Here is a 13,410-nt window from a genome sequence, read left to right as displayed (position 1 = left end):
TTTACGGTTGCAAAGGTAAAGCCTTTTCCCGAATAAACAAATAAAATGAAACTTTTTTATCGAAAAAAATTATCATTAGTAAGAGAGTGTTTCAATTTTTCCGATAAATTTATTTAGCGGATATGAATCAATGTATGATTGAGAAGCTGTTTTGAATTTCTCCAAAAAGTTTTTCTTGGCTTGATGTATCCGTTTTCGTGTGTGCTTTGGGCGATTTTTTGGTCCTTTCCGCTCCTGTTCTTCGTCAGATAGCCCGCTATCTTCCTCATCACAGAAGCAAAAATGCCTCAAAAACTCATCCCAAATCATCGCACGATAAATTCAAAACAGCTTCTGAAAGGTTCAGTATCTGTTTCAAGCTGTCTTCTTTTTACGTTCTCCATATCAAAACCGTACGGTTTCCATATCGAGAACGTACGGTTTTCAATTGGAGAACGTACGGTTTTGATATGGAAACCATAAAAGGATGATGTCTGGATTGATAATATAATCCAATCAGATATTTCAATTATATGGCTTTAGGAATTTGATTATAAATGCCCATAACATTTTTTCTTTGATTAATTCAAAACAGTTTCCAAATAAAACGGTTCATCGTTTCCGGTATCCAAGCAAAAGACTATCTTTGCACTGAAAACGCATATTAACGCATATAAAAAAGCTATGACAAATACCCCACAACTATTAGTCTATAAAGCCTCAGCCGGTTCAGGAAAGACCTTTACCCTTGCCGTGCAATACATCCGGCAATTGATAGAAGATCCTGCATCCTACCGGCGTATCCTGGCAGTAACCTTCACAAACAAGGCTACAGCCGAAATGAAAAGCCGTATTCTGGAACAACTCTATGGGCTGGGCTACAACGTCAAATCATCGGACAGCTACCTCAATGAACTGAAACGAATATGTCAGATGGACGAAGACGCCATCCGCAAGGCAGCACGACGGGCGTTGCACAACATCATACATGACTACAATCGTTTCCGAATTGAAACCATTGACTCTTTTTTTCAAGCCGTGCTGCGCAATTTAGCCCGCGAGCTGGAACTAGGTGCCAATATGACCATAGAACTGAATAACACAGAAGTACTTTCAGATACCGTAGATGCAATGATAGAAAAACTGGACCGTCATTCACCCGTACTGAGTTGGCTGATGGAATATATAGACGAACGCATCTCGGATGACAAACGCTGGGATATTTCAAGCGAAATCAAGAACTTCGGACGCAACATCCTTGACGAAGGATACATTGAGAAAGGCGACGGGCTGCGCCGTAAACTTGCCGACCCGACTTTCATTCCCAACTATCGGAGACAGGTGCAGGACATCCGCCGTGAAGCATTGGAAGAGATGAAAAGCTTTAACGACCAGTTTACAGGTGTACTGGAAATGAACGGCCTGTTGCCAACCGATCTGAAAAACGGTTCGCGTGGTATCGGAAGCTATTTCAACAAACTCGCCCTAGGAAACCTGTCGGACAATATCCGCAATGCCACTGTAGACAAGTGCCTGGCGAGTGAAGATAACTGGGCAACACGCACTTCACCCCATCGCGCTGCCATCTTAGACCTTGCCACACGCGAACTGATTCCCTTGCTGAAAACCGCCGAAGAGTTCCGGCCGAAGAATAACGTACTGGTAAACTCGTGCAATCTTTCGTTACGCTATCTGAACAACCTACGCCTTCTGGCACATATTGATGAAGAACTGCGCTTGCAGAACCAGCAACACAACCGTTTTTTATTATCCGATACCAACGCCCTCCTGCATAGCCTGATGCACGAAGGTGACGCAGCATTCATCTATGAAAAAATAGGTACTTCCATCGACACTGTGATGATAGACGAATTTCAAGATACGTCACGTATGCAATGGGAAAATTTCCATCTGCTGCTGGAAGAAAGTCTTTCACAAAGGGAAGGTAGCCTCATCGTAGGCGACATCAAACAAAGCATCTACCGCTGGCGCAACGGAGACTGGAAAATTCTGGCAGGACTGGGGAATGACCCGACCTTGCGTATCCGCGAACTGACCCTGAAAACGAACTGGCGAAGTGAAGCACGCATCATTTACTTTAACAACGCAATGTTTACTTCCGCTTGTACCGCCCTGAACCACAAATATGAGGATGAAACAGGCACCCCATGCCTGCAATTGCTCAACGCATACAGCGACGTATGCCAGGAAACTTCCAAACAAAACGAACAGGGATTCGTCAGCCTGACTTTCCTACCCGATACCCAAGAACAGCCATACGCTGATGCTACCCTGCATGCCCTTGCCAGCCAGGTAGAACAACTTATCGCACAAGGTATACATACCAATGACATAGCTATTCTGGTACGGAAAAATAAATCCATTCCCTCCATAGCCGATTATTTTGATAAACATACACCCTACCGCATCGTATCGGACGAAGCTTTCCGCCTCGATGCTTCGCTGGCTGTATGCATGATGGTAGACGGGTTACGCTATCTCACCTCGCCCGAAGACCGCATAGCCGGTGCACGTCTGGCAGTAGCATACCAGCACGAAATACTTCACTCCAGCATCAGCCTAAACCAAATCTTAGCGGATGACCTCACTCCTTTCCTACCTGAAGCCTTTGCAGCACAGATGCCTGAATTGCGCCTCATGCCTCTTTATGAGCTATTGGAAAAACTCTTCCTGCTATTCGATATGCAACGCATTGAGCATCAAGACGCCTACCTATGCGCTTTCTACGATGCTGTAACCGAGTACATGCAGCAACATTCGTCTGAGCTAACTGCCTTCATTGCTTTTTGGGACGAACGCCTGCACGAAAAAACCATCCCATCGGGAGAAATAGAAGGTATCCGTATCCTTTCCATCCATAAGTCGAAAGGATTAGAATTCCACACTGTACTGCTCCCTTTCTGCGACTGGAAGATGGAAAACGAAACCAACAATCACCTGATATGGTGTTCAGTGGCAGGAACAGGAAAAGAGACCGACCGTGCCCCGTTCAACGAACTGGACATCGTACCGGTAAATTATTCTTCAGCCATGGCAGACTCTGTTTACCACGACAGCTATTGGGAAGAACGACTCCAGCTATGGGTGGATAACCTGAATCTACTCTACGTGGCGTTTACCCGTGCGTGCAAGAACCTTATTATATGGGGTAAAGCAAACCAGCGGGGCACTGTATCGGAACTACTTGCTGAAGTAGCCCCCCAACTCAACATTTGGGACACAAAAACAGAAGAAACCGAAGAAACATCTCCTCTGACATACACCTTCGGCTCTCTCTGTCCTTCGGAAAATAAAAAACAGGAAAAAGGCTCTGAGAATCCACTTGCAGTACTTCCACAAAGCTTGCCTGTACAGGTGGAATCGATAGAAACCCCAATCGAATTCAAACAATCGAACCGTTCTGCCGACTTTATCCGAGGCGATGAAGATGAAGAAGAACACGAACGCTACATCCGTCAAGGACAACTCCTGCATCAAGTGTTTGCTTCCATCACCACTGAATCCGACTTACCTGGAGTCATCAAAAAACTCACGTTTGAAGGCATACTGGAATCGGAAGAGAAAGCATGCGAAATCGAAAAACTTGCTCGTTGGGCGCTAAACCACCCGCAGGTAAAAGACTGGTATGGAGGAAATTGGAAACTCTATAACGAATGCAGCATCATTTACACTGATGAAACCGGAACATTCCAGACACGGCGACCAGACCGCGTAATGATGAAAAAAGACAAAGTGGTAGTAGTCGACTTCAAGTTCGGTAAGAAAAAAAATGTCTACCGCCAGCAGGTAAAAGAATATATGAACCTGCTCATCGGGATGGGCTACAAAAATGTAGAAGGCTACTTGTGGTATGTATTCGGAAACGAGTTGGAAAAAGTATGACTCCACAGAAATCCAGATATCCAGAAACCGATACTTTTCCCCTAAAAAGGCATTAATATCCAATCCCAAGTGACAAATTCCCCAACTACTAACCCTCAATAAACCAATAAAAAAGATGAAAACATTCCTACAAGAAGTAGCACACGACCTATATGAAAAAACGCACGGTGACCTAAGCAATGTTGCCGTGGTTTTCCCCAATAAACGCGCCAGCCTGTTTTTCAACGAGTATTTGGCACATGAAAGCAAGCGCCCCTTGTGGTCGCCCGCCTACACCAGCATCAGCGAATTGTTCCGCCAGTGCTCTCCATGGCAAACAGGCGATTCCGTCAAATTGGTGTGTGACCTGTATAAAGTATTTCGCCAAGTAACCGGAAGTAATGAATCTCTAGACGATTTCTTTTTCTGGGGAGAGATGCTGATAGCCGATTTTGATGACGCAGACAAGAACTTGGCAGATACCCAGGCGCTCTTCAGCAATCTGAAAGACCTGAACGGCTTAACTGATGATTACGATTTTCTGGAAGAAGGACAGAAAGAAACCCTTTCGCAGTTTTTCCGAAATTTCTCGATTGACCGCGTAACAGAGTTGAAACAACGCTTCATTTCGATATGGGACACACTAGGAGAAATCTACACCCGATATAAAGCATTGCTGGAAAGCCAGCACATTGCTTACGAAGGAATGATGTACCGCCAAGTCATCGACACCCTAAATCCCGACAAACTTCCATACCGGCTGTATGTTTTTGTAGGTTTCAACGTACTGAACAAAGTAGAACATACACTCTTCCGTAGACTTGCCGATGCAGGAAAAGCCTTATTTTACTGGGACTACGACACCTTTTACCTGAACCGGACACCTCATGAAGCAGGCGAATTCATCCGCCGGAATTTACGGGATTTCCCATCTGAGCTTCCTCCCTCTTTCTTTAATAACTTAAATCAAGCCAAAGACATTACTTTTGTAGAATCGCCCACCGAAAACGGACAAGCGCGCTACCTGCCCCAATGGCTTCGTGAGAATCTTACCGAAGAAGAAAAAGAAACTGCCGTAGTGCTATGCAACGAGGCACTGCTCCAGTCCGTACTCCATTCGCTTCCCGAAAATGTAAAACACATCAACATCACAATGGGCTTTCCTCTCTCACAAACGCCTACATATAGTTTTGTCTGTGCCTTGCTGGAACTGCATACTGCAGGATACAACACACAAAACGGACGTTATCGCTTCACCGAAGTAATCAGCCTGCTGAAGCACCCTTATACGCGACAACTCTCGTCACAGGCGGCAGAATTGGAGCAAAGCCTAACCCGTGACAACAGATTCTACCCACTTCCCTCCGAATTAGAAAAAGACGGAATACTGGAGATACTCTTCACGCCCGTTACCACCAACTCCAACTTATGCCAGCTGATTACGAAGGCATTAGAGAAAGTCGCGTTATCTTACCAGCAACAAAAGCCTTCGGATACAACTGCTTTCGACCAGCTTTACCGTGAAGCCTTGTTCAAGACCTATACCTTGATGAACCGATTCTACACACTGATAGAAGACAAAGACTTAAACGTAAAACCCGAGACATTGCAACGCCTGCTTACCCGCGTCATGGCTACTTCGAGTATTCCTTTCCATGGCGAACCAGCCATCGGACTGCAAGTAATGGGAGTACTGGAAACACGTAACCTCGACTTCCGTCACCTCATTATGCTCTCGGTAAACGAAGGCCAACTTCCAAAAGGTGGAAACGATGCCTCATTCATCCCCTACAACCTGCGAAAAGCATTCGGAATGACCACCATCGACCACAAGATAGCCGTCTATGCCTATTATTTTTACCGTCTGTTACAGCGCACGGAAAAAGCTACACTGATATTCAACACTGCTACTGACGGCATCAACCGTGGCGAAATGTCGCGCTTCATGCTCCAATTCATCATCGAATGGGGGTATCCCGTCAAGCGTTTGAGACTGGAAGCTGCACAATCGCCACAAGGCTCTACCCCTATCTGTATCTCCAAAGGACCGACCGTCCTCCGACGCTTATGGGAAACCTTCGATGTACGTTACAACCCAAAAGCTGTACTTTCGCCCTCGGCATTGAACTGTTACCTGGACTGCCCGTTAAAATTCTACTACAAGTATGCGGCACACCTCAATGCCCCCGATGAAATCTCTCCTGAAATTGATGCTGCCAAATTCGGCAGTATTTTCCACCATGCTGCCGAACACATCTACAAAGACCTGACAACACACGGAAAAGTCATCAATCAAGAAACAATAGAGAATCTGCTGAAAAATGAAGTTCGCTTACAGGACTATGTCGACAAAGGTTTCAAAGAACTTTTTTTCCATCTGCCTCCTGAAGAAAAACCCACTTACAATGGTATCCAACTTATTAATTCAGCTGTCATACTACGCTATGTGAAGCAACTGCTCCAGAAGGACCTGAAGCATGCACCATTCACGTTCGTCAGTTCAGAATACCCCGTCTACGAAGAACTGAAACTCACCGTAGCCGACACCGTCCTACATTCACGTATCGGAGGCATCATTGACAGAATAGATTGGAAAGACAACATTCTGCGCATCGTCGATTATAAGACTGGAGGAAACGCCGACACGCCATCCAGCATAGAATCGCTCTTTTCTCCCGACCTCAAACGTTCGAGTCATGTATTCCAAACATTCCTCTACGCTGCTATCGTATGCCGCAAGCTACGGGAGAAACAAGACACACGCCAAGTAGCTCCCTCACTGCTGTACATACACCGGGCTGCCTCAGAAAACTACACGCCAGTCATCCAACTGGGTGAAGCACGAAAAGCTGAACCAGTTTACGACTTTGCCCGTTACGAAATGGAGTTCCGCGAACGACTGAAACTGTTGCTGATGGAAATCTTCTCCCCGGAAATCCCATTCACACAAACCGAGATTCCGGATAAATGCACCTATTGTGATTTCAAGGATTTATGCCGGAAATAACGGATAATCCTATCTTCAAAAGAGGATTATCCGACCTGACACAGAAGATAATCCTCTTCTCATTCACCGCATTGTGGACATTTAACCTTAGCCTTGCAATATTGAGTACTACAACAATTTCACATACCCCAAACGAGTATAACGCACTCCGCGACTCTCGTAATGCGATATCACCTTAGCAGAAGCAAGATGCAACATCTCGTGAGCAATGACCTTTCGTGTATGGCAACTTAATACATTGGGCGAAAGACTACGTCCGCCTGCTTTAAGAAAAAACGTAAAACGATTTCCATCACGGTCGGCTGCCAAAATATATTGGTCCACATAGAAATCAGGCTTGTAAATATCTACTTGTAGACGGACATTCAACACCGTCAGAAAAAGTTCCTTCAAACGCTCGCCTACTTGCCCCACATTATGGCTCACCGATGAAACGCGACGCTTTTGTACTGTCAGTTCAAAATGAACACGTGCAAACTCTTTGGCCAGAACAACCAATGGTTCGTAACGCTTGAGACTAGGTACAAATTTATTTGCCAGCCACAATACGTAAGAAGGATCAATATAATACACTTCAGCCAATCGTTTGCCACGGTACTTTCCGAAAGGAACAAAATCTTCCGATTGTCCATAATAGCATTCAAAAACCCTATTATCAAATACTTCAAGTTTTACATTACAATTTTGAAGCAAAGAAAAAGCACGTTCAGCCGCCATATCAAAAGTGACGGCAAGTGTCCGTATAAATAAAGGAATCTCTACGTTGGGGAAGAAACGCCAGAAAGCATAATATGGACGATAAGCTGTAGCCACACTAATAGCATAACAACCATTAACGGTTGTCCTGCCCCGATTGAATTCACCGATACGGGCTATTACCGTTTCTGCCAACCGGGGAGATACTTGATATAAAGTCAAGTCATAATCCATATTCTCCCTTTTTTGCAAAGATAAGATTTTCAAGTCTATTTTACTACATATTCCCGACAAGAATCAAATAAAAGCATCATCATACCCTTTGGCAAGCATACTCTTTTCCAGTTGGTGATAAGCAGACTGCAAACGCTTGGCTATTGTCGATTTGTTCGAGTTTAATTTGACGGCAATAGCCTCTAAAGTCATTCTTTTCCAGATTTTCATCTCTACCAATATTCTTAATTCCTCCGGAAGCTCCTTGACCGATTTCCTTAGTTCTGCATATTTATGTTCTCTATCCTGCGAACTTAATTCATATTCATTTTGCCAATCTTTCACCGTCTCCAAATCCAAATCTGTGATTTTAGGCTTCATTTTCCTACAATAGCTACATAAATAATTGTCAACTACACAATGTAGCCAACCTCCAAATTTCCCATTTTCCTTGTAAGCTGTCTTCAGTTTAATACTGAAATGAATGGATAAATCTTGAAAAACATCTTCAGCTTCTTCAATACTGGATATGATTTGACGAATAGAATATTTAATCTGGTCGGCATAGCGGTGTAAAAGAATAGCGAATGCCTCATTGTTTCCAGACTGAAATAAAGAAATCAGCTCTTCATCAGAGCTAACGAGTAAATTCATAGTATCTGTTTTTATGGTTTATAAATTAATTCAATTACAAATGAAAACATCTATCATACAGTCAATCATTTAAGAAAGATATAAATCATTTTGCTGTAAAGGAAATATTTTTTCAGTAAAAAAGCTAATGAAAAAGGATTTTTTTTCGAAATATCTTAGATAAATACCGTTTTCTCCTTTAAATGACTGGTTCTAAGAAACAGTTGCAAGACCTAACCCCCAAAACCAACTCTTTCAGCCAACTATTTTCATAGGTATATCCGTAGTCTGCCAACAACCGACAATAGAAAATAAATACTTCGCCATTAAAAGCTATGTTTCAGATGCAGTTGCATATATGAACTGCATCTGAAACATAGCTTCATTTTTAAGAACGACAGATGGGCAAAGTGCGGGCATCCATAAAGCATTGTTATTGGAAGAACACATCGTCCAGCCTGCTGGCATTTTCTTCTTCCATTTCAGTCAATTTGTCCTTACAAGGGTCAAAATCACCTGGTATGTCAAAGCGTTCCTCTTCAGAATAGCCCAATTCCTTATCAGCATAAACTTTTTGCATAAAGAGTCCCCATACCGGAAGTGCCATCGAAGCACCTTGTCCATCACGCATCGTGTCAAAATGGATATCACGCTCTACACCGCCAACCCAGCATCCAGACACCAATGAAGGAGTAAATCCCATAAACCAACCATCCGAATTACGGTTAGTTGTTCCGGTCTTTCCACCCATATCTGCCTTAATGCCATACAAACGGCGCACACGTCCTCCGGTACCCTCATTAATAACGGCACGCAGCATCACCAACATTTTATAAGCACTCGATTCACTGATTACCTCATCGACCTGTGGAGTAAAGTTAGCAATGACATTTCCCTCATTATCCTCAATGCGCGAAACAAACAGCGGTGCCGTGCGGATGCCCCGGTTGGCAAATGCCGTATAAGCACTAACCATTTCTCCTACCGATATCTCACACGGACCCAGACAAAGAGAGACAGTGGGCTGTATGTCTTTGTTCAGCACACCGAACGAGTGAATCAACCTCGCCAGCGCATAAGGGCTAAGCTTACTCATCAGATAAGCCGATATCCAGTTATTCGAGTTGGCAAGTCCCCACTTCAGAGTAACCACTTCACCATAATGCGAACGGGAAGAGTTACGTGGCGACCAAGCTTTTCCGTTCTCATCGAAAAGTGTCTGTTCCACATTACGTACTTCATCACAAGGCGAAAAACCATTCTCCATCGCTAGCGAATAAAGGAAAGGCTTGATGGTAGACCCTACCTGACGGCGTCCTACCATTGCCATGTCATACTGGAAGTAATTATAATTAGGCCCGCCTACGTATGCCTTCACGTAACCGGTCACAGGATCCATCGACATGAACCCGGCACGCAGAAAATACTTATAATAACGAATGGAGTCCATCGGTGTCATGATGGTATCTTTTTCTCCCTCGTATGAAAAAACCGTCATCTCATGCTTGGTGTTGAAGGCCTGACGGATTTCTTCTTCCGAGCATCCTGCTTTCTTCATCTGACGGTAGCGGTCGGTCTGACGCATTGAGCGGTCCATTATCTCGTTCACTTCTTCTTGCGTCAGCTGGTTGGTATAAGGAGCTGTCTTCCGCCCCATCTTCTCCTTAAAGAAGCGAGGCTGGAGATACTTCGCCACATGCTCGTAAACCGCCTCTTCAGCATATTGCTGCATCCGGGAGTTGATAGTGGTGTAAATCTTCAACCCGTCGGTGTAAATGTTATAGTTGGTGCCGTCCTTTTTCTTGTTCTTCGCACACCAACCGTAAAGCGGATTGGTTTTCCAGGCAATGGAGTCTTCGTAATACTGCTGCATCTGCCAGCCGCGATACTTACTCTTATCGGGCTGCTTAGCAGTCATTATATGACGCAGGTATTCACGAAAATAAGTAGCCAGCCCATCCTTATGGTCAACAGGCTGGAACCTTAACTTGAGCGGAAGTGCCTGCAACGAGTCACATTCAGCCCGCGTAATATAATTCGCCTTGCGCATCTGGTCGAGCACTGTATTTCGACGTCCCCGCGAACGTTCGTTAAACCTGCGCGGATTATAAAGCGAAGGATTCTTACACATGCCAACCAGTGTTGCAGCCTCTTCGATGGAAAGTTCTTTCGGATCTTTCGAGAAATAAGTTTTTGCCGCCGTTTTGATACCCACAGCATTGTTTAAGAAATCGAACTTATTGAGATACATCGTGAGGATTTCCTCTTTTGTATAATAACGCTCCAACTTGACGGCTATCACCCACTCTATCGGCTTCTGTAACAGACGTTCCATCACATTGTCTGCCGTAGGTGAATAAAATTGCTTGGCAAGCTGCTGGGTAATCGTACTGCCTCCTCCGGCATTCTTCTGCATCAGTATTCCGCGCTTGATTACCGCACGCAAGAAAGCACGAAAATCAATGCCGGAATGTTCGCTGAAGCGCACGTCTTCTGTAGCAATCAATGCATGAACCAAATTGGGCGACAAATCATTATAGCCTACATAAACACGATTTTCCTTGCTATACGACCATGTCCCCAGTAATTGGTCATCATCGGATATAATCTGGGTAGCAAATTTCAGATTGGGATTTTCCAATTCCTCCACCGGAGGCACATAGCCTATCCATCCTTTCGCTATAGCCGTAAATACAACCGCCACGGCCAGAATACTCAAGACCACCAAAATCCACAATGCGCATATGAACTTCTTTCTCATAATTCTTATACCTTAATATATAAACATAGAACCCAGGAAATACAATGGCACAAAAAGAGGAATGTCTTGCTTCGCCGACAAAGAAAAACACTGCACCTTCATACTCTTGTGTCCGATATTACTCTTTACGAAGTGCAAAAGTATAAAAAATGCCGGAATAAAAACCGTTCATTCTATTTTTTTGACTATCTTTGAACTCCGGTATTTATTAAAGAACTATCATTAAACGGAAAATATGGAAAATAGAAGTTTAGTCACTATTGCCAACCACTCGAAGGAACGCATCCTTTATCTGCTGGAAATGGCACAAGAGTTTGAAAAGAAACCAAACCGTCACTTGTTGGACCAGAGAATCGTTGCGACCCTTTTTTTTGAACCTTCCACCCGCACGCGTCTGAGTTTTGAGACAGCTGCCAATCGTTTAGGTGCAAAAGTCATCGGATTCACCGACCCCAAGGTGACAAGTTCTTCGAAAGGAGAAACCCTGAAAGACACCATCATGATGGTAAGCAATTATGCCGATATCATCGTCATGCGTCACTACTTGGAGGGAGCCGCACGCTATGCCAGCGAAATAGCACCCGTTCCTATCGTCAACGCGGGCGACGGGGCCAACCAGCATCCTTCTCAAACCATGCTTGACCTCTATTCCATCTATAAGACACAGGGTACACTGGAAAATCTGAACATCTATCTGGTAGGTGATTTGAAATACGGACGCACAGTACATTCCCTCCTGATGGCAATGCGCCATTTTAACCCGACTTTCCATTTCATCGCCCCCAACGAACTGAAAATGCCGGAAGAATACAAACTGTACTGCAAGGAACATCACATCCATTACGAAGAACACAGCGACTTCAACGAGGAAACCATTGCCAATGCAGACATCCTGTACATGACCCGTGTACAACGCGAACGCTTCACCGACCTGATGGAATACGAACGGGTAAAAGACGTATATATCCTGCACAACAAAATGCTGGAACACACACGGCCTAACCTTCGCATCCTTCATCCGTTGCCCCGCGTGAACGAAATAGCCTATGATGTGGATAATAACCCGAAAGCCTACTATTTCCAACAAGCACAAAACGGCCTGTACGCACGTGAAGCCATTCTTTGTGATGTATTAGGAATTACGCTGGACGAAGTGAAAGCAGATACCAACCGAATCATGAACCTTTAAAACTTTTGATGTAATGAGCAACAAAAAAGAATTGCAAGTAGCCGCCCTTGAGAACGGAACGGTAATCGACCATATACCTTCAGACAAGCTGTTTACCGTAGTATCCTTGCTCGACCTGCAACACATGGACAGCAACATCACTATCGGAAACAACTTCGAAAGTAAAAAACTGGGAAAGAAAGGCATCATCAAGATTGCCGGACGGTTCTTTACCGATGAGGAAATCAGCCGCCTTTCTGTAGTGGCACCCAACATGAAGCTGAACATCATCCGCAACTACGAGGTAGTGGAAAAGAAAGAAGTGGTGATGCCATCCGAACTGAAAGGAATCGTGAAATGCAACAATCCCAAATGCATCACCAACAACGAGCCGATGCAGACGTGGTTCCATGTCGCCGACAAAGAACAGGGTATCCTGAAATGCCACTATTGCGAGAAAGAACAACAAGTAGACAACATCAAACTAATCTGACACACAAACCATGAAACAAGACTGGAAACCTGGCACGATGATATACCCCCTGCCAGCCGTACTTGTGAGTTGCGGAAGCACGGAAGAAGAATACAACATACTGACCATAGCGTGGGTAGGAACCATCTGTTCCAACCCACCCATGTGCTACATCTCCGTACGACCGGAACGACACTCCTACCCGATTCTGAAAAAGAACATGGAATTTGTCATCAACCTGACCACCAAAGATATGGCATTCGCTACCGATTGGTGCGGTGTACGCTCAGGCAAAGACTATAATAAGTTTGAGGAAATGCACCTCACACCAGGCAAGGCTTCAATGGTGCAGGCACCACTCATCGAGGAATCACCTCTATGTATCGAATGCAGGGTGAAAGACATTATCGCCCTTGGCTCGCACGACATGTTCATAGCAGATGTCGTCAATGTAAAAGCTGATGAAAAATATTTAAATACAGAAACCGGGAAATTTGAACTTGCACAATCCAATCTATTAGTATATATCCACGGCGGATATTATGAAACAGGAGAAAAAATAGGAAAATTCGGTTGGTCTGTAGAAAAGAAGAAATAAG

9 protein-coding genes are annotated in these 13,410 nt (G+C 44.4%); 5 read left to right on the top strand and 4 right to left on the bottom strand.

The window, feature by feature from the left end; genetic code table 11:
- Positions 1 to 75 precede the first annotated feature (75 nt).
- Positions 76 to 309: a hypothetical protein gene (locus tag B5F25_RS21430; protein WP_158100143.1), complete on the bottom strand. Its 234-nt coding sequence runs from the start codon at positions 307 to 309 to the stop codon at positions 76 to 78.
- A gap of 354 nt (positions 310 to 663) precedes the next feature.
- Here B5F25_RS21430 and B5F25_RS00665 point away from each other — a divergent pair, with 354 nt between their 5' ends.
- Together B5F25_RS00665 and B5F25_RS00660 are read left to right on the top strand one after the other, a co-directional pair.
- Positions 664 to 3,882, top strand: a complete 3,219-nt coding sequence (locus B5F25_RS00665; protein ID WP_087246949.1) for a UvrD-helicase domain-containing protein — start codon at positions 664 to 666, stop codon at positions 3,880 to 3,882.
- A 115-nt stretch (positions 3,883 to 3,997) separates the two neighbouring features.
- Complete coding sequence (locus B5F25_RS00660) at positions 3,998 to 6,868, top strand: PD-(D/E)XK nuclease family protein (RefSeq protein WP_087246947.1); 2,871 nt, start codon at positions 3,998 to 4,000, stop codon at positions 6,866 to 6,868.
- A gap of 108 nt (positions 6,869 to 6,976) precedes the next feature.
- On the opposite strand, the gene B5F25_RS00655 is transcribed toward B5F25_RS00660, so the two are convergent.
- The 3 genes from B5F25_RS00655 to B5F25_RS00645 form a co-directional block, all read right to left on the bottom strand.
- Positions 6,977 to 7,798, bottom strand: coding sequence for a hypothetical protein (locus B5F25_RS00655; protein ID WP_022039874.1), 822 nt, complete (start codon positions 7,796 to 7,798; stop codon positions 6,977 to 6,979).
- A 63-nt stretch (positions 7,799 to 7,861) separates the two neighbouring features.
- On the bottom strand, positions 7,862 to 8,431 hold the full coding sequence (locus B5F25_RS00650; protein WP_022039875.1) for a sigma-70 family RNA polymerase sigma factor: 570 nt from the start codon (positions 8,429 to 8,431) through the stop codon (positions 7,862 to 7,864).
- A 412-nt stretch (positions 8,432 to 8,843) separates the two neighbouring features.
- Positions 8,844 to 11,171 (bottom strand): transglycosylase domain-containing protein, encoded by a 2,328-nt coding sequence (locus B5F25_RS00645; protein WP_022039876.1) that lies wholly within the window; start codon positions 11,169 to 11,171, stop codon positions 8,844 to 8,846.
- Between the two features lie 235 nt (positions 11,172 to 11,406).
- Between B5F25_RS00645 and pyrB the strand changes: the two genes are divergently transcribed.
- The 3 genes from pyrB to B5F25_RS00630 are packed head-to-tail and all read left to right on the top strand — an operon-like array spanning position 11,407 to position 13,409.
- Positions 11,407 to 12,360, top strand: coding sequence for an aspartate carbamoyltransferase (pyrB, locus tag B5F25_RS00640; protein ID WP_022039878.1), 954 nt, complete (start codon positions 11,407 to 11,409; stop codon positions 12,358 to 12,360).
- A 13-nt stretch (positions 12,361 to 12,373) separates the two neighbouring features.
- On the top strand, positions 12,374 to 12,832 hold the full coding sequence (gene pyrI, locus B5F25_RS00635; RefSeq protein ID WP_022039879.1) for an aspartate carbamoyltransferase regulatory subunit: 459 nt from the start codon (positions 12,374 to 12,376) through the stop codon (positions 12,830 to 12,832).
- A gap of 10 nt (positions 12,833 to 12,842) precedes the next feature.
- Complete coding sequence (locus tag B5F25_RS00630; protein WP_022039880.1) at positions 12,843 to 13,409, top strand: flavin reductase family protein; 567 nt, start codon at positions 12,843 to 12,845, stop codon at positions 13,407 to 13,409.
- The last annotated feature ends 1 nt before the right edge of the window (position 13,410 follow it).

It is taken from the genome of Bacteroides sp. An19, from assembly GCF_002160215.1.
Taxonomy (GTDB): Bacteria; Bacteroidota; Bacteroidia; order Bacteroidales; family Bacteroidaceae; genus Phocaeicola; species Phocaeicola intestinalis.
Note: the sequence above shows the minus strand (reverse complement) of the source record. Positions and strands in the feature narration are given on the sequence as shown.